The following is a 24749-nucleotide window of genomic DNA, read 5'->3' as shown; positions in this document are numbered from 1 at the left end:
TAAAAACGAAAAGCAAAAAATAAAAAGATGGCAAATAAAAAGCCACAACACAAAAAACTAAAATAAAAATAATACGACCCAAAAGTTAAATAGTTATATTTAGCAAGTTAAAGGAGCTTGAAATGTCACTTTCAATATGCAGTAAATTAAATATGGATATTGACCTACCAGAACTAAAAAAAGAACTAGAAATTATCCAAAGACTTCAGTGGCACAAAGAGTCTCCTTTTATTGCTGAAAATGTCCCAGGATTAAATACTACTGTTTATCATAGTGGAAACTGGAAAGTGGTCAGTTTACGCTCCTTAGGAGGCAGCGAGTCCCGGACAGACCCTGGAGGCCCAAGCATCCATGACTATGAATATAACGAGATGAGTAAACACACACCATATATTCGTAAGCTGATGTCATATTTCGGTGGTGATATTCGTACCGTTAGACTGTCCTCAATGGGACCAGGCATGACAATACAAGAACACTGCGATACTTTTGTAGCACTCCAATATGGTCAAGTCAGATTACATATCCCCATTCAAACCGATGAGAATGTCATTATGAGGTTTGGTAAAGAGGAGTTTCACTGGCCGGAAGGTGAGTTGTGGTACGGTGATTTCTCAGTGCCTCATAGCGTAGATAATGGCAGTGACAAACATCGTATTCACTTAATCTTTGATGCCTATATCACTGATAAACTACTTGAATTATTCCCGCAGTCAGAGCAAAAGGCGATCGCTGCAAAACAGATACTATGCCATCAAAATAGCCAACCACTCGCTGTTGAATCTCTAAAAAAATACCAGTGTGACTTTGATATCTCAGCCGCCTTGTTAAAAGGTATATTTGAAACAGATGATGGCATCCTAGGTATTATTTCCGGTCAAATAAAGTTAATCGACAATCGTGAACTGCAATTTTGGTTAGATGAAAAACCTCTCTTTACTTTAGAACCGCTTAGCGATGGACTATTTAAATTCCGCGGGTGGAGTGTCGAGCGCACCATCGAATTTAAATGGCACGAAGATACGCTATCCGAAATGGTATGGCAGTTTAATTGTGGACTGCATAAAACATTGGTGTCAATTCCCGTCACCGCCACTACAGAAAAAAGTACAAAACCAAGGTTAGTTGAAAAGCAATGTGAACCATGCGTTTAAAAATAACCCAGTAATAAGAAATGGGGTTTATAACAATAAAATCAACACGCCCAATCGTTAATAGCTAAATGATACCCGCCTTGGTTAAAGCCGGGGGGGTCAAACTATTGAAGTGGTTAAATTGTCTAAAACCCCGCCCTAACTAACCTTGTATATAAGCACTGTAGAACATTATGGCTAACGACTTAAATATCATTAGAAACTTTATAAAAGAAAAAATTCAAAACGGGTTAAAGGTCAGCTCACAAAATGGCAAACTTATCATCAAAGGTAATCTTGCTGCACTGTCTGACGAAGACAAACAATTTTTTAAGCAAAATAAAGAAAGTATTATCTCTGTTGTTTCACAACTCTCCAATACTCGCGCAAAACTAAAACCCCATACCTGCCCTAAAGACCGTATTCCACTTTCATTCTCGCAACAGCGATTATGGTTTTTAGACAAGGTACAAGGAGGGGGGGTAGAGTATAACGTCCCGCTTGTATATAAAATCACCGGTTCATTAGACTTAGCTTCGGTAAAAAAAGCCTTACAGTCCATACTTGAGCGACACGAAGTGTTAAGAACCGTTTATATTGAAACTGAACAAAGCCTTGTTTACCAAAAAGTATGTGATAACACAAAAGTCGATATTGAACAGCATGACCTCACTGAAGTAGCAGAGGATCAAAAGCAGTCGCTAGTTAAAAATATCATAACAAAGAGTGCTGCCAAACCATTCAATCTTAGTTCAGACCTTATGCTCCGCTGCCTCTATATACATACTTCAAAGGCGACTGACACTCAACCTAGCTCTGGTGTGCTGTTTTTCAATATACACCACATAGCCTCTGACGGCTGGTCAATGAATGTTATGTCCAGAGAGTTTATTACTTTCTACCAAGCCTATACAGCAGGAGAAAGTGCTGATCTTCCAGCATTGCAATTTCAATATGCCGACTATGCATGTTGGCAACGAGAGTGGTTGGACGGTAAAGTTTTAGAATCGCAATTATCGTACTGGCAGAAAAAATTAGACGATGCCCCTGCACTCCATGGCATAGCGACTCGAAACACCAGACCAAAGGTCAAACAAAGTGCAGGCAAAACAGTCAGCGAAACACTCCCTTTAGACATTGCCTCTACACTACAAAAAATAGCAAATGACTTTCAGCTAACGCCATTTATGCTCATTCACGCAACATTGGCTTTGGTCATATCAAAACACAGTAATTCTCAAGATATTGTCATCGGTACACCCGTAGCTAATCGACTGGTCGCTGGGCTTGAGCCGTTAATTGGTTTTTTTGTTAATTCTCTTCCATTAAGATTGAATACCAATCACACCAACTTGGCAGCCTATTTTGAACACGTAAGAGAGGTTCACTTAGGAGCCCAATCCAATCAGGATGTGCCATTTGATCAACTGGTTGAACATTTAAAACTGGAGCGCAGCACCAGCCATTCTCCACTTATTCAAATTATGCTCACCACAATGACGGACTACAAACTGCAAAGCGACGTCAATTATGAGCTGCCAGGTGTTGATATTGAGCCACTCAGTTTAGCCGAATCGACGTCGAAATTTGATATGGATATCGATGTGAGCTTCACAATGAATGGCCTGTGCATTGACTGGACGTATGACGAAGCCCTGTTTGGCGAGTCGCAAGTTCAACTACTTGTACAGCACCTGTGTAATGTGCTTAGCGCCATCAGTGAATTGGGCGAGCAGTCGAGTGGCCAAGTAGCACTTGCCAACATCGCAATATTGTCTGACAACGAAATCGACAAGCTACTTGATAAGGCTGCGGGCCCGAAAATAGCTCGGGAAACACCGCAGTGTTTACACCAAATATTTGAACAACAAACCAAACTTACGCCCGATGCATGTGCAGTTATCACTGCTCAAGGCGCCACCAGCTATCGAGAGTTAAATCACAAAGCCAATCTTATCGCCCACAGGATAAAGACATATACAAAAGAGATGACGAATCCACTCATCGGTTTATACATCGAACGCTCTGTGGAGATGATCGCAGGGCTTCTCGGCATATTAAAAGCTGGCTGTGGGTATTTGGCGCTGGACATCAAACACAGTGACAAGATTATTGTCGAGCGTGTACAAGATGCAAACGTCGGGCTCATTCTCTCCAATTCAGCCAATGCCCAAGCCCTAAGCGACACTGCCAATATTGATGTTATTCATTTGGACAAAATTAACTGGGAGCAAGAAGTATCAGATCTCAACATTTCTGTAGACCAACAAGCTCTTGCTTACGCGCTCACAACGTCGGGGTCAACAGGCAAGCCTAAATTGATTGGTATGCACCACAAGCCGTTGGTCAATCTCATTTATGCGATGCAGGAAAATTGCCAAGAAATAGCTAAGCCACACACTGTTTTGCAGTTTTCGTCGATTGGCTTTGATATGAGTTTTACCGACATATTTTTAGCCTTGTTACAAGGCGGTTCATTGCAATTGGTTACTGAGACTGAGCAATTTGATGTTGAAGAGATAGCTACTAAGCTTCACGCAGCCAACATTAGTCTCGCTAATTTGCCCTACTCTATGTTGCAAACATTAGCCAGTTACAGCAATGAAAAACAGCTTCAATTCCCATCACTTGAAGTTGTTATTTCCACCGCAGCGCTTTTGGTCATCACGCCAGAAATCCGTACGTTCTTTAAACGCCACCCCAATATCAGACTTGTGAATCAATATGGTCCATCAGAAACTCACGTGTGTACCTCGACCGTACTGACCAGCGAGGTGGATGAGTGGCCAGAAAGTATCGCCATTGGTGCCCCTATCACTAACACGCATTGCTATGTTGTAGATCACAACGGTAAATTGGTACCAGACGGTGCTATCGGCGAATTATTTATTGGCGGTGAATGTGTCGGTAAAGGGTATCTAAACAATACAGCGCTTACTGAACAAAGCTTCATTCCTAACACCTTCCCCGGTGATACTTCGCCATTGCTATATCGCAGTGGTGATCTCGTACGCTGGCTAGCCAATGGCGAACTAGAGTATATCGGCAGAAAAGATGAGCAAGTTAAAATCCGCGGATTTAGAATAGAAATTGGTGCAATTGAAAGTCAAATAACTAACTGTGACAAGATTGCCAAGACGTGTGTGATTGCCATTGAAGACCGTGAGATGCTGGTCGCCTATATTTTGCCAAAAGAACCTATTGAAATCTCTGAATTAAAAGCAGAGTTATCTCAAAAGCTGCCAGAATACATGATCCCTAACAGGTTTGTCGTAGTCGAAAATTGGCCACTAACGACCAATGGTAAAACCGATAAAAAAAGGCTTCCTGCCTATGACGATGTGATAGACGATGAACATGCTCTGCCTCCAGAAACAATCACAGAACATGCATTGGCAGCAATATGGGCAGAGCTATTGGGTGTGCCAAAAGATTCAATTGGCCAAGAATCTAGCTTCTTTTCACTGGGTGGGCACTCTTTATTGGCGGTCCGCCTCACGTCAGAAATTCGTACTCAGCTTGATTGTGAAGTGGCCATAAAAGACGTATTTCAATCGCCAACCCTCACTGCGCTGGCTAACATAATTGACACTCAGAGTAACCGTGTTGAACGCCCGCCAATCATCCCAGTAGAGCGCACTGGTAAATACCTTCCCCTGTCATATTCACAGCAACGATTGTGGTTTCTGGACTCGCTACAAGGGGGGACGCCAGAATACAATATGCCGATTATTTTTGAGCTGCATGGTGACATAAACTTGGCACTGCTCAATCTCGTCTTCCAGACAATTGTGGATCGCCACGAAGTTTTGCGCACCAACTTTGTTAATACTGATGGCGAAGTCACACAGCACATTAAGCGCTCAGAAAATGCGCCATTTGCAATCAAGGTCATAGATCTTACTACCACTGACGGTACAGATCAGACTGCCCAAATACAGCAATTAGTTGAACAAGAGGTACGTACTCCATTTGACCTCGCTCACGACTTAATGCTACGAGCCAAGTATATTAAGACAAGTGAGGGTGAAGGCGTACTCACGGTAAACATGCACCATATTGCCTCAGATGGATGGTCGTTAGAGATTTTCACTAATGAGTTCATAACGCTATATAACGCTTTTCATTCAGGGCAAGCCAACCCCCTACCAGCGCTCGACATTCAATATGCCGATTATGCCCATTGGCAGCGAAGCTATTTAACTGAAGAAATGCTTGAGTCGCAATTGGCCTACTGGCAGCAACAATTGGCAGATTTACCAGAAGTACATAACCTGCCAACACAATATCCACGCCCTAACATCAAACAGTACGAAGGCGATATTGTAAAACTCAGTTTGCCAGAGCACGCTGCGCAGCAACTACAAACAATGGCCAAAAAGCATGGGGTGACCCAGTTTATGCTCTGCCATGGTATTTTTGCACTGTTGCTCGCCCGCTACAGCGGCACCAATGACATTGTGATAGGTGTACCGGTCGCTAACCGCCTTCATACGGAAGTGGATAATTTAATTGGCATGTTTATCAACAATCTGGTTTTGCGACTAGACGTCGAACAAGGCTCTATCGCAAAATACTTACAGCATGTGAAAAACACACATTTAGCGGCACAAGAAAACCAAGATGTACCGTTTGAACAGTTAGTTGAAAGCTTGAATGTCGCCCGAAGCACAAGCCATGCTCCGGTTTTCCAAATTATGATGACAACCAACACAGAGTATGGCATCACCTCCAGCGAAGAAGATTTCACATTACCAGATATAGAGCTCAAGCCCTACTCTTCAAATGTGATTCACGAAAAGTATGATCTTCATGTTGATTTTCGAATCACCAATGACGGAGTCGATTTAAGCTGCACCTTTGATTGCCACTTATTTGACAAGGCATTTATCACTCAATTTATGAGCCACCTAGAGCAAATGGTGTTTGCTGTAAGTGCACTACCTTCAGTAACGGATCAGCAACTGTGCCCCTCTAAGTTACCTATGCTTAGCAAAGAGGAAACAGGCTTCTTGCTCAATGCGCTAAACGATACGGCTTCGGACTACCCAACGGATCTATGTATCCACGAGTTATTCGAACACCAAGCAACAGTACACCATGATAATATCGCAATTGTATTTGAAAATGAGCAGCTGACTTATGGTGAATTGAATGCGCGAGCAAATCAGTTGGCTCACTGCTTAGTCGCTCAATATGATGTTAAGCCAGATACATTGGTTGGCCTATGTATCGAACGCTCTCTAGAAATGGTCATCGGTATACTCGCCATACTTAAAGCGGGTGGCGCATATGTGCCGTTGGATCCAAGTTACCCACAAGCACGCTTAAGCTATATGCTTGACGATGCATCCTTAGATGTTGTGCTGAGCGCAAATAGTACATCTGTGGTACTGGGTGAAATCTACAACGGCAGGATCATTGATATAAAAAACAATGTACACTTTGCTCAATTCCCTACTACAAATGTCAATCTTACAGCACAGGGCTTAACTTCATCTCACTTAGCGTATGTCATTTATACTTCTGGTTCGACAGGTAAACCTAAAGGCGTCATGGTAGAGCATCAAGCGTTGGTGAACCGCATTCACTGGATGCAAACCCAATACAATATGACTGTCGACGATACTGTGCTCCAGAAAACACCATATAGCTTTGATGTGTCGGTTTGGGAGTTTGTTTGGCCACTGTCTTATGGAGGACGGTTAGTCATTGCAAAACCAGAAGGGCATAAGGACTCAGCTTACCTATGTGACCTAATTCAGCGCAGCGCTATCACGAAACTTCATTTCGTACCTTCGATGCTCGGAGCCATGCTCGAAAATGAAGCGTTCAAACTCTGTACCAATTTGAAACAAGTCTTTTGTAGCGGTGAAGCACTGCAGGTGAGCCATGTAGAAGGAGTAAGGCAAGCATTACCGAATACAGAATTACACAATTTATACGGCCCAACAGAAGCTGCAATTGATGTAAGTTACTGGAACTGCTCTGGAGATATCAGTCACGGTGTACCGATAGGAAAGCCCATTGATAACATTCAGCTTATGGTGCTGGACAAGTTCCTAAACATGACCCCACATGGCGTAGCTGGAGAATTATTCATTGGAGGTACTGGTTTAGCCCGTGGCTACCTCAACCGCCCTGAACTAACGACAGAGCGCTTTATTGATAATCCGTATTTCGACGCGGGCAGCCCTAATAGCTCCAAACGACTGTACCGTACTGGTGATTTAGTTCGTTATTTATCCGATGGAAATTTAGAGTTTATTGCCCGAATAGACCACCAAGTTAAGATCCGTGGTTTTAGGATCGAACTTGGTGAAATAGAAGCACAATTATCTCAGCAACCTAGGGTGGAGTCATCTCTGGTTGTGGCAACGGAACTTGCAGGCAGCCAGCAGCTTGTAGCGTATGTAAAACCAACCGATACGTTAAGTGAAGCAGAGCAGAGTAACTATATCAGCGGATTAAAATCAGCACTTAATAGTGTACTGCCTGACTATATGGTGCCGAGTGTTTTGATGATAGTCGATGAGTGGCCTTTAACCCCTAATGGTAAATTAGATAGAAAGGCATTAGCTCAACCACAGCAAAGTATCGAAGTAGAATACGTTGCTCCCCAAACAGATACAGAGCGTACGCTCGCCAAAATTTGGGCTGAGTTACTCAAAATTGAAGCGCACCAAATCAGTATTCACAACGGTTTCTTTGAGTTAGGTGGACACTCAATACTCGTGATCCGTTTACTGAGTCGTATAGAGCAGGAACTCGGTCTCAAGCTGGATCTGCAAGGTCTTTATGAAGTCTCAGAACTTCGGGAACTCGCACAAATTTGCGACTCCTTAAAACTGAATTTAAATGCACAAGACAAACTCAATGAACTAGAAGAAACGGAGTTTGAAGATGTCGAATTCTAAAACAAATATTCCAGCACTGCTGCAAAAATTAGCATCACTCGATATCACTTTGTATTTAGATAAAGCGACAAAACTGCGCGCAAAGGCACCTAAGGGTGCCATTACGCCTGAGCTATCGAAAACAATTAAAGAAAACAAAGTAGATCTGACGACCTATTTGCAAAAATTAGCCTCCATGACGGCTTCGCAAGTGACTCAAGAGCAAATCGTGGCAGTAAAAGACAAAGGTAATAAACTGCCTTTATCTTTCGCCCAGCAACGGCTTTGGTTTATCGATCAGCTTAAACAAGGCTCTCCTGAGTACAATATGCCCATAGCCTTTAAGATTTCAGGCGTACTCAACTTGGCCTTGGTTAAACGTGCTTTTTCCTGCATTGTAAGCAGACATGAGATATTGAGAACCAACTATATCAATGATAACGGCACGGCTTATCAGCAAGTAAAGCCTCTATCTGAATTCAATTTTGCCATTGATGAAATGACACTAAGCTCTGCGCAAACAGACTCTGAGCTGGCAGATATTGTACAGCGAAATATGTACACACCGTTTGACTTAAGCAAAGACCTAATGCTGCGTGTGAGTTATATACACACCAGCCAAGCCAGCGGTATTTTAATCTTAAACATGCATCATATTTCATCGGATGGTTGGTCTATCGAAGTGCTTATCAAAGAGTTTTTTGCGCTATATGATGCATTTAAAACGGGACTCTCAGATCCGCTTCCTCCATTGAATATTCAATATAGCGACTATGCTGTATGGCAGCATGAGCATGCACCTAGCCTTGATCAACAATTTAAATACTGGCAACAACAATTAAGTGATATGCCATTAATACATGGTTTGCACCGCGAACCTACGCCGTTAGAAGATCATACGCGTCAAGCACAGACTGTTTCAGGTGGGCTCCCTACCGATTGCGCCAATAAGCTTTTAAAGCTTGCGAAAGACCTAAATGTCACACCATTTATGCTAATGCATGGCATTTTCTCCATTGTGATGTCAAAACACTCCAATAGTGACGATATTATCGTAGGCACGCCAATTGCCAACCGTTCGCAAGCACAATTGCAGCCGCTCATTGGCTTTTTTGTCAATACACTCGTATTGCGAGTAGACACAAGCATTAATATGTTAGAAGAGTACTTTGCTGCACTGAGGAAAGTTCACCTATCGGCCCAGCAATATCAGGAAATGCCCTACGACCAACTGGTTGACCGATTAAAAGTGCCTAGAGACGGTGGGTACAACCCGCTCTTTCAGATCATGTTTACCAGTAATACTGAATACGGATTAAACGATCAGCAAACTCTGAATCGCTCGGCGTTGGCAGATGTAGATGCAACGGTTTTTGAATCACAGAGCACTCCTGCTCAATTCGAGCTGCATATCTCGCTGAATATCAGTGACAGTGGAGTTGATATTTGTTGGCAGTATGATCCGAGTATCTACAAACAGTCTTACATCGAAAAACTTCATACCCACTTGCAAGTACTGCTCGAAAGCTTTTCTAATATCGCTCACCCTGCTACAACCAAAATATCAGATCTGGCACTCTTGCCACACACCGAACAAGCGCATTTAATTAATACTTTGAATGCCAGAGAGATTGAATACTCGCAATCACACAGTGTATGTACACTCTTTGACCGGCAGGCAAACTTAAATCCACATAGCGTAGCTGTCATATTTGAAGCGCACTCCATTACTTACAAAGTGCTCAATGACAAAGCAACTGACTTAGCTAAACTACTGATTAAAAATTATAAGCTCGAGAGTAACAAGCCGATAGGACTGTTTGCCGAGCGCTCCATTGAAATGGTCATTGGTATGCTGGCGATTTTAAAAGCGGGCTGCTCTTATGTTCCCATGGAAATTAACTCCCCAGCCCAGCGGTTAGCGCATATTCTCCAAGATGCGTCACCTCAGCTTATTCTAAAGCACAGCAAAAATGACCTCGATATTGCCAACTGGCATGGTGAAATATGCAACCTGTCAGAAGCAATCAGCGCACTCGATAACACCGAGATAGACCAAGATCAAACGCTTCTCTTGCCCACAGCGCCAGATGCGCAGACTCCGGCCTATATCATTTACACATCAGGCTCGACGGGCAAACCCAAAGGGGTTGAAATACCTCACATCGGTATCATAAGACTAATCACCAATCCAAGCTTTATGCAATTGGATAGCAGTACTGTAATGATACATACCGCAAATATCGCTTTCGATGCGGCGACACTAGAAGTTTGGGGGCCATTACTCAATGGTGGTAAGGTTATCTTATACCCAGATAATATCCTCACTCCGCAACAGCTCAATGCCACCATAGATAAACATCAAGTCAACTCTATGTTCCTCACCACTGCATTTTTTAAAGAGTGGTTATTGCTCGAAAATAGACTCGAATCCCTACAACAGTTAATTGTAGGAGGTGAGGCGCTAGATCTGGCTACAGTGCAGCTTGCACAGAAAAAGCTCACGCACGTACAGCTCATCAATGCATATGGTCCAACAGAAAATACGACGTTTACAACATCCCACAAGTTTAAGTTTCCGCTGCCTTCTAAAGTCGTCCCTATCGGTAAACGACTACATTGTGATGAAATTTATATACTTGATAAATATAACAACTTAACGCCTCATGGTGCTATTGGCGAACTCTGTGTAGGTGGTGACGGACTTGCAACAGGGTATGTCAACAAACCAGAGTTGACCGCGCAAAAATTTATTGCCAACCCTTTCGTGTCATCAAGAACATCAGATGCATCGGATCGTTTGTATAGAACAGGCGACTTAGTTCGATACCTACCTGATAACACACTTGAATATATTGGTAGAACAGATGACCAAGTTAAAATTCGCGGTTTTCGCATTGAACTGGGAGAAATAGAAAGCAAACTGGTTGAGCATCAAAAAGTAACATCTGCGTCTGTCATCACTTTTAATAGTGGCAAAACAGTGAAACTAGCAGCTTATATACAGTTGTGCGATACAGTGCGAAGTGAAAGTGTTGACACCACTTTAGCCGACATCAAGAAAAACCTAGTCGATAAGTTGCCAAGCTACATGGTGCCCAGTGCATTTATAGTTGTAGACAGTTGGCCTATGACTGCAAATGGAAAATTAAATAAACGCGCTCTTCCCAATCCAGATACGCACACACCAGCAGCAACCATACCCGCACGCACCGCAACAGAAAAAGACATCGCAAAAATATGGGCCGAATTATTGGGCGTTGACGCAACGACCATTGGCATTGATGCCAATTTCTTTGAGCTAGGCGGACATTCACTACTTTGTATCCGGCTCGTCGCTGAAATATCTCAGGCCTTTAGTATCGACATCTCTGTTGAGCAAGTGTTCAATGCTCAGAATTTAGCGCATTTAGCACAGCAAATAGACTCCAGAAACGCCGAGGAAAGCAATACTATAGCGCTCGTCCCCATCGAAAGGACTTCAGAGCTACTTCCCGTTTCCTATGCACAGCAACGCATGTGGTTTATGGATAAGCTACAAAGCGGCTCTGCAGAATATAACATGCCTGTGGCCTTTAATATCGAAGGTGACGTAGATTTCGGACTTCTCGAGCACGCCTTTAACGAAATTATCAGACGCCACGAAATTATTCGAACAACTTACCATGAACAAGATGGCGAAATTAAGCAAAAAGTACGACCAGTAGAGCTGATTGACTTTAAAATTGAGGTAACAGATCTCACAGCCTATAGCACGGTGTCTCAAACACAGAAGCTAAATGAAAAGCTCGATGCTGAATTTTCGAGACCTTTCGACCTTGCCTCCGATTTGATGTTGCGCGCGCACATCGTAAAGCTCAGCGAGCGCAAAAGCACATTGATTTACAATATGCACCATATCGCGTCTGACGGCTGGTCGATGGAGGTTATTACCAGAGAGTTTACTGCCTTATATTCAGCATATAAACAAGCTCAGCCATCTGCGCTCAACGATTTACCTATTCAATATGCCGACTTCGCACTTTGGCAAAGAGCATATTTGGATGAGACAAAGCTAAAACAGCAACTTCACTACTGGCTGGATAACTTACGAGATGCACCTGCCACACACTCGTTACCGCTTTGCCAACCTAGATCTCAAAACCTGACCAATCCTGCCGCAGTGGTTGAGTCAACGCTTGGTGAACAGCCATCGGCTAAGTTAATGGCCATCGCGAAAGACGCCAAGTTAACGCCTTTCATGCTGATGCATGGTTTGCTCTCACTTATCATAACCAAACACAGTAACTCTCATGACATCATCGTTGGCACGCCAACCGCGAATAGATTGAAAACAGAACTGGCACCACTTGTAGGACTATTTGTCAATACACTCGTACTACGTGTGAATACCGAACAGGCTGATTGGCAAGACTTTTTTAATCACTTACGTGAAGTCCACCTAAATTCACAAAAGCACCAAGATATTCCTTTCGAACAATTGGTTGAACACTTATCAGAGTCACGCTCTACGCAAGTCACCCCTATCTTCCAAATTATGGTCACCATAAACTCAGAGTTTGGGCAAATGGATAATGCGCAGCAGTCAACAGAGGAACATGGTGATGCGCGTTTTGAACTGTTAACTGCGCAACAAGGGTTGGCCAAGTTTGATTTGGAAGTTGACTTTGTTATTTGTGAAAGTGGTATCAAGGTGCACTGGCAGTACAACTCAAGTCTATTTACTCAGCAAAGAATTCAAAAGATGAGTGATCACCTGTGTACGCTTATGGAGAATTTATCTGCAAGCTATACAGATCTCAAAGATGCTCCGCCTCTGACATTGCCAGCGTACAGCCGCGAAGAAGAAAATCAGCTTTTGCGCCTCTCACACGGTGTAAGCAGAGCCTTTAACGACAATCAATGTATCCATGAGCTCATTGAGCAAATGGCCCATGAAAGGCCTGACAAAGTCGCGCTTATAAACGGTGATACTCAGTTAACCTATGCGCAGATCAATGCACAAGCAAACCAACTTGCTCGATACATCATGAACGACTTCGACGTATCAGCCGAGACTGTGGTTGGCCTTTGTGCAGATCGCAGCGTCGAAATGGTGATCGGTGCGATTGCTATCTTAAAAACGGGCGGCGGGTTTGTGCCAATCGATCCTGCATACCCTTTGCCTCGCATTGAGTATATGCTTGATGATGCTCAGTTAAAACTGGTACTAACTCAAGGTAACGGCAACAAGGCTCTGAGCCAAAGTTCTGTCGATAAAATAGATTTAGACCGCGTTGTTAATCAAACGGGCGTATTGAGTACCTATACGACCGAAAACATAACAAAAGATCAGCTATCGCTGTGCGCATCAAGCACGGCTTACATCATCTATACCTCTGGTTCAACAGGTCAACCAAAAGGTGTAATGGTAGCACATAGTGCTTTACTTAATTACCAAGAGCATATCAAAACGGTATATCAGGTCAGTGATAATGACGTTGTGTTGCAATTTTCAAACATTTCATTTGATATCTTTATTGAAGAATTGTGTGCGAGCTTGTGTATTGGTGCTCAGTTGGTCCTAAGGAATGAGCAATCAGCTTATAGTTTCGACCACTTCATACAATTTTGTAATCAGCACAACATCACCATTGCTAGCTTGCCCACCGCTTTTTGGGCACAAACCACCTCGGGTGAACTTGCTGTACCTGTACATAGTTTACAAAAAGTCATTGTCGGCGGTGAAGCGCTCACAGCAACAACGGTTAAAAATCACTATCAAAAATTAGGCAATGGTACTTCTCTTATTAATACCTATGGACCGACAGAAGCAACCGTCACAGCATCAAGCTATGTCACCTCACCTAAGGATGCCCAAGCGCACAACATTCCTATTGGAAAAGCAAACCCGAACTATCAATTGTTGGTTCTAGATCCCTATCTTTCACCCACTCCTCTTGGCAGTATTGGAGAAATCTACATTGGCGGTCCAGGATTGGCAAAAGGGTATTGGCAACGCTTAGACTTAACCAAAGAGAAGTTTGTAGTAAATCCCTATCATGACCCTCAACATAAACAAAGCTCTGAGTTGCTGTATAGAACAGGAGATCTAGGATACTTACTAGAAGATGGCACTGTGCATTTTGTCGGTCGACAAGACAGTCAAGTCAAAATTCGCGGTTTTAGGGTAGAGCTTGGCGAAATAGAGTCGCAAATTGCCCAAATTCCGGAGATTGACTCTGTACTAGTCAACATCACTGAACTTAACCACAATCAGTACTTAGTTGCTTATGTCAAAGCTGAAAGCCAGATTGTTACGGCCAATTCGACCGAACTTGAGCAAACAATTCAACAAAGTTTAAAAGCCGCGTTACCAGATTACATGCAACCACATAAGATTGTAATCGTATCTGAATGGCCTTTAACTGCGAATGGTAAAATAGATAAAAATGCATTGCCTGCAATTAGCTTTGAAATCAGCGCTCAGCAGCACGAAGCGCCTAGTACCGAAGCTGAAATTGCTCTTACAAAAATTTGGGCTGATGTGCTAGACACCCATATTGATACCTTAAGTATAGGCTCAAGCTTTTTTGAAATTGGTGGGCATTCATTACTTGCTGTAAAACTCATTTCAAAAATCCACACTGTATTACAAAAACCGGTGAGCTTGTCTCAAGTATTTGAATTTAATACCATCAAGACACAGGCCGAGCTAATTGACTCTCTTCGCTCAACACACCTTTGGGATCAGCCACTTCTTCAACTAACGCGTAAAGTGGCGGCTCCAGCCATCGGGTGTTACTTCATACCAGGTGTTGCCAGCACAGATAAAGATTTTATCGACATTATGCAGCACATGAATGAGTTTGAAGGCGAAGTTGGAGTTTTCAGGCATAGGGGTCTTATTTCAGGTGAAAAGCCGTTCACAAGCATTACAGAGAATGTGGAAGCGTTTATTGACGCAATCACAGCACGTAATTTAAATAAAGTTAAGCTCGTTGGCCACTCTTACGGGGGTGTACTCGCGTTAGAATTAGCGGCAAGGTTAATCGACTCGGGATACCAAGTTGAACTTACCATGTTGGATACCTATATTCACCCGGCTAGGTTTGTTGATGCCGCAACATTAAATGAAAATATCGACTCTATTGAAGTCGCAGAACATTTGAAGTCGCTGTATAACTTACAGTCACGGCTACACATTGAATACCAGCCAAATTGGAGTTTGGGTCACACACAGCTAGTATTAGCGACCCAAAGTCCGGCCGACCAAAACAAATATATCGCTTACTTGGACAGGCACGCGTCACAAATATCAACCAGTAAATTGCCTGGAGATCACTTCAGCATTCTGTTAGGAGACAATGCAAAACACATTGCTAAGGAAATTTTGAATAGCAACTCTTTTTAAATTGTGTCGCTGACTTAACGGGGTTATCTGGTCCACATTTACTATAAATGGAGCAGATAACCTCTTTCTCTTGTTAGATTTTAAATTATATTTCCCGTCAGTATTTGTGTACCAAGAAGTTAAATCAATTCACGCCTCTCGAGATTGACTTACATTAGCTAAGTTTTAGCAATAACTATCTAAAACCGACTTACTTAAGCCGAGGTTGATTTTCTGTCACTATAAATATGGAAACTCTTCAAACTTTTTTTCAAATTCGACGTCGTTATGTAAATTTTCAACGTCCAAAAGATTAAAAGGCCTTTTTATCTTAATAACTTTCTCTTCGTCTAAAAGCATTTTGACAGATAGCTCAACTTCTTCTTCATAAAAATAACTAGAAAACAAATGGCGCCTTACCACAAAGTCCCTATTTGCCCTAGATATACTTCTATACCCTAAGCTGCTAAGAACAATGGACATAGTTTGCTTTTTATTATCTACCTTTGTTATTTTGGCCATTCTGTATGGATATAATACTTGCGTTGGTTCGGTAGAGAGTTTGAAATTGTCTATAAATAAAACATCATTCTTTTGAGGCTGTAGCCGAAACTGATACTGCAACTTTTCCATATTTTGGCTATAACTCTGTACCATTAGTAATATAACTAAAGCCAGTGGTACAGCTATAAATTTATTGAAAATTCTAAACTTACTTATTCTTGGAAATTGTTCTGGTGAGCCAGAGCTATTTTTTATCAGTTTTGAGCAATTAAAACAGCTATAACAGCGCGATATACTAGTTGGAAAAACAGGAAAAATCATAAATGATATGTAATTAACACTCGATACATATGCGCAATGTGAACTCCTGCATGAAGGGCACACAGTATCACCCCCCCTCAATAAGTCCCTTTTATAATAGAATAAAAGCAAACTATTAATACTCCTTATATATTTTTCCATTCCCAAAAAAGCAATATTAGTTGAACGAAATTAAAAGTACAATATATAACCGCTTTTGTCTTTATAAGCAATAATTGAAGCAACCGAGCAGTAACTTGACTAGCCTTGCAATAAAAAATCATATAAACCTTCCGATCTCGAAATAGCTTTCACCAACCTTATTTTTCTCGAAGCAAAGAAGTTACAAGCGAGCTGCCCAGACTTTCCTAACCAACCTCAATTAAAACGCCGTTACAGCGCGCTCTAGAAGGGCTAGAGGTGACTCATCAAAAGGATCAATAGATAGGCTGTGTGCCTTTTGACATTGCAGATAAAGCTCATCGCAACTGAAAAGCTGAACAATTTGGCATTAGTTACAATGCAGGAACCTTACTGAACGACCAAGGCTAGACAAAACATGAAGGGCTCAGGGTGAAACAAGAGATAAAAACAACCCCGATAACAGTTGAAACCATTAAGCAGTTTAGGAAGCTGAAAAGCAAAAAACCGCGGATCCATAAGATACGCGGTTTTTTCAGTAACACTCTATTTTAAAGTGTTTTATTTGGTGCGAATGGGGGGACTTGAACCCCCACGAGCATAGCTCACCACCCCCTCAAGATGGCGTGTCTACCAATTCCACCACATTCGCAAATACTTTAGTTTGGTACGTCCGACTCTTCTTTATTAGAAGCTGGTACGTCACTTGCCGCTGGCACTGTTGTCGCAGCTGGCGCTTCTAGGTTTTCCCACTGGTCAGTCTGTTTAATTTGACCTGCAGTAAGGTTACCTAAAGCAATACTTAGCACGAAAAACACAGTTGCTAGTATTGTCGTTGTTTTCGTCATAAAGTTGCCTGCACCTGACGAACCGAAAACGGTTGCTGATGCACCTGCTCCGAATGAAGAGCCCATGTCGGCACCTTTACCTTGTTGAATCAAAATCATTCCAACTAACGCTAAAGCAACGACTAAGTAGACAACCAAAAGAATTTCGTACATTTACTTATCCTTTTGCACTCTCACAGATAACTTTAAATGATTCAGGTTTTAAGCTTGCGCCACCTATTAAACCACCGTCGATATCTGCTTGTGCGAACAATAATTCACTATTACTTTCGTTAACACTGCCACCATATAAAATTTGCAGTGTTTCAGAAACATCAGCGTCATATTTTGACACTAAATTTCTAATAAACTTGTGTACTGCTTGAGCTTGCTCTGGGGTAGCTGTTTTACCAGTCCCTATAGCCCAAACAGGCTCGTATGCTATCACAGAGTTAGCCAGTGATGCTATACCTAATTTGTCAATTACAGCGATTATTTGCTCTGCAACGACTTCTTCAGTTTGCGCCTGCTCTCTTTGGCTTTCTGTTTCACCAACACATAAGATTGGTATTAAACCGTCCGCCTGAGCTTGTGCAAACTTATTGGCAACGTCTTCATTAGACTCACCAAAAATACTTCTTCTTTCAGAGTGACCTACTAGGGTATAAGTAGCACCAAGGGATTTTACTAGGGAAGCTTGTACTTCACCTGTGTATGCACCTGCGCTATGCTCTGAAACAGTCTGCACTCCAGCGACTACGCCTGACGCAATCACGTTACTCAACAGTGCAGTTGGTGGAATTACAACAACTTCAACATCTTGGTTATTGATGTTTTTAACTGTGCTTGCAATTGATTGAACCAATTCGACTGAACCGTTCATTTTCCAATTACCTGCCACCATAGGCTTTCTTTTCAACATTCGATACTCCGCGTCAGAAAGCGGGTGAGATACTAACCCTACTCACCCAAAGTTACAAGAAAAATTTTATTTTTTTGGCTTAATTGCTTACAGATTCAACAACTTCGGCAATCTGCTGAGAAAAATCCATCACTTGTTTCTCTTGCTCAGCCTCAACCATGACTCGGATCACAGGCTCTGTGCCTGACTTACGTAGTAGGACCCTGCCCTTACCTTCAAGTTTTTCCTCAACTTCTTTCACTGCTGCCTGTACGGCCTCATTAGCTACAGGATCCTTTCCTTTTGCATATCTCACATTGATCATGTTCATTGGGTATTTTGTAAAACCAGCACCAAGATCTTTAAGTGTTTTATTCTGCGCAACCATAGCAGCGAGTACTTGTAAGCTAGAAATGATCCCATCACCGGTTGCAATCAAGTCTAAATTCAATACGTGTCCTGAACTCTCACCACCGATATTCCATCCTTCTTGTGATAACAGTTCTAACACATAACGGTCACCTACTTTAGAACGCAAGAAAGGAATGTCTTGCGCCTTAAGCGCATTTTCTAACCCCATGTTCGACATCACAGTTCCCACTACGCCGCCTTTGAGCGTACCGTTAAACTTGGCTTGCAATGCAGCGATATAAACAATGTCATCACCATCAAATACGCGACCGTTATGATCAACCATCATCACTCGGTCACCATCACCATCGTAGGCAATACCAACATCCGCTTTGTGCTCTAAAACTTGACGTTTTAATGCGTCGACGTGCGTTGCACCACACTGCGCATTAATATTCATACCGTCGGGTTCACAGGCCGTTGCTATCACTTCAGCACCAAGCTCTTGCATCACTGAAGGTGCAATATGGTATGTTGCACCATTGGCACAATCTAAAACGATTTTAATGCCCTCTAATGAATATTCCTTAGGGAATTGGCTCTTGCAAAACTCGATATAACGCCCACTTGCACTATCAAGGCGTCGTGCTTTACCTAATTGCTCAGACGGCACACACGTCATCGGTTCATCAAGCATTGCTTCAATTTCTAGCTCAACATCATCAGCTAGCTTTTTGCCATTCCCAGCGAAAAACTTAATACCATTGTCGTGATATGGGTTATGAGACGCGCTAATCACTATACCGGCTTCAGCCCTAAAGGTTTGCGTAAGGTAAGCAACGGCAGGCGTTGGCATTGGGCCTAATAAAACCACGTCAATACCTGCTGCAATTAGCCCAGCTTCAAGAGAGGTTTCTAATAAATAGCCAGAGATTCTTGTATCTTTACCTATTATTACTTTTTTAGTGCCCGACTTAGACAAAACTTTTCCAGCTGCCCAGCCTAGCTTTAAGGCAAATTCAGGTGTGATAGGAAACTCTCCTACGAGCCCCCTAACGCCATCTGTGCCAAAATATTTTCTTGTTGTCATTTAGTTACTCCATGGTTTGCCGCAGACCACACTTGCAGCACATCATTGGTTTCTCTTACATCATGAACGCGAAGAATATGCGCACCTTGCTGCACACATAACAAAGCACCAGCTAGACTCGCTGGTAAACGTTCATTTGTATCCCGATTTAATAGCATTCCAAACATGGATTTGCGAGATAGCCCCGCCAACACCGGCATGTTGAAATCTGCAAACTGGTTAAATTGCCCAAGCAATTCAAAATTATGTTGTAATGATTTACCGAACCCAAAACCTGGGTCAATTATTAGCCTAGCACGCGAGATCCCCGCCTGCTCGCACGCTTCAATACGCTCATCAAAAAAGTGCTTTATATCGTTTATTAGGTGATCATACTGGGGATCGTGTTGCATCGTTCTCGGCTGCCCCTGCATATGCATCAAGCAAATGGGTACATTCGGGAATTCAGCCGCAACGGTGAGGCACCCATCTTCTCTAAGCGCTCGAACATCATTGATTATGTCTGCTCCCGCTAAGATAGCCTGCTTCATCACTTCAGCTTTGCTGGTGTCAATAGAGATCACACAATCTGAATGTGCTCTGATCCCTTTAATCACTGGTATGACTCTATCTAGTTCTTCTTGTAAGGCAACATCTGAAGCACCAGGTCTAGTAGATTCGCCACCAATATCTAGTATGGTTGCACCTTCATCTAGCAGTGATAAAGCATTTATGACAGCGCTATCATTTTTGTAATTCTTGCCGCCATCAGAAAAAGAATCTGGAGTTGTATTTACGATACCCATAATTTGAGGGTTGGAAAGGTCTAAACTGCGACCTCGGGGTAATGAAAGTTGAAACATTTGTTACCTTCCTGCTATTTGTATCTAAGCATACTTTGGCGACTCCTTCCAGATTATTGATTAGATTCACTAAAAATGAAGTTAACTAAAGAGTAAAACGGACAAAAAGCAAAGTTCAAGATACAAAAAGGCCTCGAGAATGCTCGAGGCCTAAATTCCTACATCGCTATTTTACCTTTGATTAAGGTTTATCATCAAGCTCTGTGTTTGATTGAGGTGGAATATCTGAGTTTGGCTCATCAGTTTGTGAAGCAGATGCACCACCATTTAGACCACTATCTTTATCTGACTTTCTATCATGTGCATCTCTTGGAGGGCGGACCTCTTTACGCTCCATTAGATCGTCAATTTGTCCCGCATCAATGGTTTCATATTTCATCAATGCATCTTTCATAGCATGAAGAATATCCATGTTGTCTTTGAGGATCTGCTCTGCTCTGTCGTAGTTGCTAGAAACAAACTTCTTAATTTCCGCATCAATAAGCTTAGCAGTTTCGTCAGATACACCTGCCATTCTAGAGCCGTTTCCACCCATGTACATTTCACCTTGTTCTTCCATGTACATTTGCGGACCCAACACAGGGCTTAAACCCCATTGGGTAACCATCTTACGAGCAATATCAGTCGCTCGCTCAATGTCATTACTAGCACCGGTGGTGACTTTATCATCACCATAAATTATGGCTTCTGCGATACGGCCACCATAAAGGCTAGATAACATCGACTCTAAATGTTCTTTAGAATGACTCACCCGGTCTTGCTCAGGCAGGTACATAGTCACACCAAGCGCACGTCCGCGAGGAATAATCGAGACTTTATAAACTGGGTCATGCTCTGGAACCAAGCGACCAACAATGGCGTGGCCAGCTTCATGATAAGCAGTCATTTCTTTCTCTTTCTCAGACATTACCATCGACTTGCGCTCAGCACCCATCATGATTTTGTCTTTTGCAGCATCAAACTCAGCCATGCTGACCTTACGTTTGTTACCACGAGCGGCAAATAGGGCTGCTTCGTTCACTAAGTTGGCTAGATCTGCACCAGAGAAACCTGGTGTACCGCGAGCAATCAAAGACGCTTCCACGTTTGAATCTAGTGGCACTTTACGCATATGCACGTTTAATATCTGTTCTCGACCACGAACATCAGGCAAACCTACAACAACTTGACGGTCAAAACGACCAGGTCTTAGTAACGCAGGGTCCAATACGTCTGGGCGGTTTGTCGCTGCAATAACGATAATACCTTCATTGCCTTCAAATCCGTCCATTTCAACCAGCATTTGGTTAAGTGTTTGTTCACGCTCATCGTGACCGCCACCCATTCCAGCGCCACGTTTGCGGCCCACAGCATCAATTTCATCAATGAAGATAATGCAAGGTGCTGCTTTTTTGGCCTGCTCAAACATGTCTCTAACACGTGATGCACCTACACCAACAAACATTTCAACGAAATCTGAACCTGAAATAGTGAAAAAAGGTACTTTTGCTTCACCAGCAACAGCTTTAGCCAGTAGTGTTTTACCTGTACCAGGAGGACCCACCATGAGTACACCTTTAGGTATATTACCGCCTAGCTTTTGGAATTTTGACGGATCGCGTAAGAAGTCTACTAATTCTGTTACGTCTTCTTTCGCTTCATCACAACCTGCAACGTCTGCAAATGTCGTTTTAACTTGGTCTTCGCTCATTAAGCGCGCTTTACTCTTACCAAATGACATCGCACCTTTGCCGCCACCGCCTTGCATTTGGCGCATGAAGAAAATCCACACTCCAATTAACAGCAGCATTGGGAACCAAGAAATAAAGACATTTGCTAAGAACGATTGCTCTTCCGGTGCAACGCCTTTCACGTTGACATCATTCTTGAGCAAGTCATTAATTAAGTCTTCGTCATATAATGGCATGATTGTTTGAAAACGTTCACCATTACTTTTAGTCCCTGAAATAGTGCCAGCTGTACGGTCTATATTTGCTTCTCTGATCGCACCACTACGCACTTCTTTTACAAACTGAGTGTAACTAGTTTGACGATCAATTTGCTCGCCATTATTGAAACTCTGAAACACCGTCATAAGCACAACTGCAATGACCAGCCAGAGAATTAAGTTCTTCGCCATATCGCTCAAGGGGTTAACCTCTTGTATCCAATTTATTTAAAATCATCTTTAATGCACCTCAACTGTACTACAGTTTGTATCCTGTCGCCACTATATATACTTCACGAGACCTAGGTCGAGACGCTTTTGGTTTACGGATCTTTACAACTTTAAAAGCATTCCGCACTTCTTGTACAAATTGATCAAACCCTTCACCTTGGAAAACCTTTACTGCAAACGCACCATTTGGCTTAAGTACTTGGTGGCACATATCCAGCGCTAGCTCAACAAGGTACATACTACCAGCTTGATCTATTACATTATTACCGCTCATATTCGGTGCCATGTCCGAAAAAACAACATCGATATTTTTACCACCAATACGATCGAGTAACGCATTTAGTACACTTTCTTCGCGAAAATCACCTTGCAAAAATGCAACACCGGGTAATGAGTCCATTGGAAGAATATCACATGCAATGACTTCCCCTTTATCACCTACTTGTTCAGCTAAGTACTGTGACCAACTTCCCGGGGCCGCACCTAAATCAACTACATGCATACCTGGACGGATCAATTTGTCGCGCTGTTGTATTTCCTCAAGTTTAAACACAGCCCGCGATCTGTAGCCTCGCTTTTGCGCTTCATGTACAAAAGGATCGTCTACATGCTCTTTTAACCAGCGTTTTGAGCTCGCTGAGTGTTTTTTATTTGCCATATTCACTGCAACTCATTAGTAATCTTCTTTAGATGGCGTTAGAATAACGAGAATTCAAGCCTTAATTTAGTAAATTGTACCAATATGACTTTATCAAATAAACAAAAGCAGCACCTAAAAGGGTTAGCTCACGCTCTAAAACCTGTCGTTTTACTCGGTGGAAACGGCCTAACAGAGGGCGTATTGTTAGAAATTGAACAATGTTTAGAAATTCATGAATTGATCAAAGTTAAAGTCCCTACTAATGACCGTGAAACAAAACAGCTAATTTTTGATGCTATCGTCCGTGAAACAGGCGCGCACAAAGTTCAAGCGATCGGTCATATTTTAGTACTTTATCGTCAAAGCGAAGAGAAAAAGATTGTTCTTCCTCGCAACTAAATAGTTTTAATTCGAGCCGCTATTGCGGCTCGTTCTTTCGTGCTACAGCAATCGCATCCCGAATAAAGTTAGTAGTCAATTGGTTAATAACTCCGCTTTCTGCATTTAATAACAGACTAAACCCTATACCTAAATAAGGTAACACAACGACATCCGTTCTATACCCCTGTACCCAGCCACTATGGTAATACACTGTTTCACCAGCAAAATCGTATATTCTCCAGCCAAGTCCATAATGAGCATGGTCAACGTACTTTCGCCACACTCGGCGCTTCAGCTCTCTCTGTGTACGAGTAAATGGTCGAGATTGCATAGTCAAAGCATCCAATGACAAAACATTGGGATATAAACCTAACTGCGCCTTGAGCCAGACTACCATATCTTCAGCACTGGCATTAACTCCTGCCGCAGGTGCTACTTTATAGTAGTGCTTTTTCAATTTTGCGGTATGCCAATACTTTCTTCCTTTGACATGAGGTAATGCATAGTTTTCATCTTGGATCATATGAGCGTAACCGACCCCAGCATCTTTCATTCGCAGTGGCTTAAAGATAAATTCATTGAGCCAAGTCTCATAGCTGAGCCCAGTGGCCTGTTCAATAACATTACCGACTAAGCTAAACATGACGTTTTGATATCCATAGCAAATCCCCGGCCGGCACAGCCTGTCGACTTTTAAAAGACGAGGGTAGATATCTTGATAGGACATTCGCGATTCTATTAAATTATCATAAGCATTTGGCACCAGGCCGCTTGAATGACTTAATAAATGGTATACACGCAGACCTGAATACTGACTATCGAGGAAAATTGGGAGATAGTCAGCCACATACTTATCTAAGTCAACGCGTTTCTCTGCTGCCAATTTTGCCGCCAAAGAGCCCGCAAATGTTTTTGACACAGACGCCAAACGAAATCGAGTTTTGCCATTTACTTTGCGGCCTTTTTTTACCTTGGTCCGTCCATAACCTTTGGCTAGATCTCCAAACTCTATGTGGGTGATACTCAATGCAGCACCGGGAACCGATTTTTCTTTTAGTTTTTGTCGGACTTGCTTAGAATAGTCGTTTACAAAATGCTCCCAAGCTTTGGCTCTGTCTATCTCATTACTTTTTACGGGGTGAGATAAAAGCATCAATATTAAGCATTTTGAAAATATAAATAGTGACTTCATAATGACTCAGTTCATTAACAC

General features: G+C 42.4%; 12 protein-coding genes and 1 tRNA gene. 4 read left to right on the top strand and 9 right to left on the bottom strand.

Annotated features, from left to right (window positions below):
- Positions 1-122: 122 nt before the first annotated feature.
- The 3 genes from N483_RS24220 to N483_RS24210 all read left to right on the top strand — a co-directional run bounded on the left by N483_RS24220 (position 123) and on the right by N483_RS24210 (position 15422).
- Entirely contained in the window at positions 123-1154 is a 1032-nt protein-coding gene (locus N483_RS24220; RefSeq protein ID WP_023398707.1) for an aspartyl/asparaginyl beta-hydroxylase domain-containing protein, read from the top strand.
- Positions 1155-1327: 173 nt separating this feature from the next.
- A complete protein-coding gene (locus tag N483_RS24215) occupies positions 1328-8050 on the top strand; it encodes a non-ribosomal peptide synthetase (protein WP_023398706.1) in 6723 nt (2240 codons plus the stop codon).
- The gene (locus N483_RS24210) at positions 8037-15422 is read left to right on the top strand and encodes a non-ribosomal peptide synthetase (RefSeq protein WP_023398705.1); all 7386 of its coding nucleotides are present in this window, start codon (positions 8037-8039) and stop codon (positions 15420-15422) included. Before N483_RS24215 ends, N483_RS24210 begins: the two co-directional genes overlap by 14 nt.
- A 219-nt stretch (positions 15423-15641) precedes the next feature.
- Here N483_RS24210 and N483_RS24205 read toward each other — a convergent pair whose 3' ends face one another.
- The 8 genes from N483_RS24205 to rlmE form a co-directional block, all read right to left on the bottom strand.
- Entirely contained in the window at positions 15642-16034 is a 393-nt protein-coding gene (locus N483_RS24205; protein WP_036975698.1) for a hypothetical protein, read from the bottom strand.
- An 878-nt stretch (positions 16035-16912) separates the two neighbouring features.
- Positions 16913-16998: transfer RNA gene (locus N483_RS24200), tRNA-Leu, on the bottom strand.
- A gap of 7 nt (positions 16999-17005) precedes the next feature.
- Positions 17006-17347, bottom strand: a complete 342-nt coding sequence (gene secG, locus N483_RS24195) for a preprotein translocase subunit SecG (protein WP_023398703.1) — start codon at positions 17345-17347, stop codon at positions 17006-17008.
- Positions 17348-17351: 4 nt separating this feature from the next.
- Entirely contained in the window at positions 17352-18095 is a 744-nt protein-coding gene (tpiA, locus tag N483_RS24190; protein WP_023398702.1) for a triose-phosphate isomerase, read from the bottom strand.
- 79 nt (positions 18096-18174) lie between these two features.
- A complete protein-coding gene (gene glmM, locus N483_RS24185) occupies positions 18175-19515 on the bottom strand; it encodes a phosphoglucosamine mutase (protein ID WP_023398701.1) in 1341 nt (446 codons plus the stop codon).
- Positions 19512-20357 carry a dihydropteroate synthase gene (gene folP / locus N483_RS24180; RefSeq protein ID WP_023398700.1) on the bottom strand — a complete coding sequence of 282 codons (846 nt, stop codon included), beginning with the start codon at positions 20355-20357 and terminating at the stop codon, positions 19512-19514. Before folP ends, glmM begins: the two co-directional genes overlap by 4 nt.
- A gap of 181 nt (positions 20358-20538) precedes the next feature.
- A complete protein-coding gene (ftsH, locus tag N483_RS24175; RefSeq protein ID WP_036975694.1) occupies positions 20539-22476 on the bottom strand; it encodes an ATP-dependent zinc metalloprotease FtsH in 1938 nt (645 codons plus the stop codon).
- A 67-nt stretch (positions 22477-22543) separates the two neighbouring features.
- Positions 22544-23173 carry a 23S rRNA (uridine(2552)-2'-O)-methyltransferase RlmE gene (gene rlmE, locus N483_RS24170; RefSeq protein WP_023398698.1) on the bottom strand — a complete coding sequence of 210 codons (630 nt, stop codon included), beginning with the start codon at positions 23171-23173 and terminating at the stop codon, positions 22544-22546.
- A gap of 84 nt (positions 23174-23257) precedes the next feature.
- Between rlmE and yhbY the strand changes: the two genes are divergently transcribed.
- Positions 23258-23554, top strand: a complete 297-nt coding sequence (yhbY, locus tag N483_RS24165) for a ribosome assembly RNA-binding protein YhbY (RefSeq protein WP_023398697.1) — start codon at positions 23258-23260, stop codon at positions 23552-23554.
- A gap of 19 nt (positions 23555-23573) precedes the next feature.
- Here yhbY and N483_RS24160 read toward each other — a convergent pair whose 3' ends face one another.
- Positions 23574-24728: a serine hydrolase domain-containing protein gene (locus N483_RS24160; RefSeq protein ID WP_023398696.1), complete on the bottom strand. Its 1155-nt coding sequence runs from the start codon at positions 24726-24728 to the stop codon at positions 23574-23576.
- Positions 24729-24749 lie beyond the last annotated feature (21 nt).

This window comes from Pseudoalteromonas luteoviolacea NCIMB 1944, from assembly GCF_001625565.1.
Lineage (GTDB): Bacteria > Pseudomonadota > Gammaproteobacteria > Enterobacterales > Alteromonadaceae > Pseudoalteromonas > Pseudoalteromonas luteoviolacea_F.
This window is presented reverse-complemented; position numbering and strand designations above follow the sequence as displayed.

What these genes read in the sequence shown, in the direction of transcription:
- N483_RS24160 (WP_023398696.1), bottom strand. Translation starts at nt 24,728, where the DNA reads ATGAAGTCACTATTTATATTTTCAAAATGCTTAATATTGATGCTTTTA.
- glmM (WP_023398701.1), bottom strand. Translation starts at nt 19,515, where the DNA reads ATGACAACAAGAAAATATTTTGGCACAGATGGCGTTAGGGGGCTCGTA.
- folP (WP_023398700.1), bottom strand. Translation starts at nt 20,357, where the DNA reads ATGTTTCAACTTTCATTACCCCGAGGTCGCAGTTTAGACCTTTCCAAC.
- N483_RS24215 (WP_023398706.1), top strand. Translation starts at nt 1,328, where the DNA reads ATGGCTAACGACTTAAATATCATTAGAAACTTTATAAAAGAAAAAATT.
- tpiA (WP_023398702.1), bottom strand. Translation starts at nt 18,095, where the DNA reads ATGTTGAAAAGAAAGCCTATGGTGGCAGGTAATTGGAAAATGAACGGT.
- N483_RS24210 (WP_023398705.1), top strand. Translation starts at nt 8,037, where the DNA reads ATGTCGAATTCTAAAACAAATATTCCAGCACTGCTGCAAAAATTAGCA.
- secG (WP_023398703.1), bottom strand. Translation starts at nt 17,347, where the DNA reads ATGTACGAAATTCTTTTGGTTGTCTACTTAGTCGTTGCTTTAGCGTTA.
- yhbY (WP_023398697.1), top strand. Translation starts at nt 23,258, where the DNA reads ATGACTTTATCAAATAAACAAAAGCAGCACCTAAAAGGGTTAGCTCAC.
- N483_RS24205 (WP_036975698.1), bottom strand. Translation starts at nt 16,034, where the DNA reads ATGGAAAAGTTGCAGTATCAGTTTCGGCTACAGCCTCAAAAGAATGAT.
- rlmE (WP_023398698.1), bottom strand. Translation starts at nt 23,173, where the DNA reads ATGGCAAATAAAAAACACTCAGCGAGCTCAAAACGCTGGTTAAAAGAG.
- N483_RS24220 (WP_023398707.1), top strand. Translation starts at nt 123, where the DNA reads ATGTCACTTTCAATATGCAGTAAATTAAATATGGATATTGACCTACCA.
- ftsH (WP_036975694.1), bottom strand. Translation starts at nt 22,476, where the DNA reads ATGGCGAAGAACTTAATTCTCTGGCTGGTCATTGCAGTTGTGCTTATG.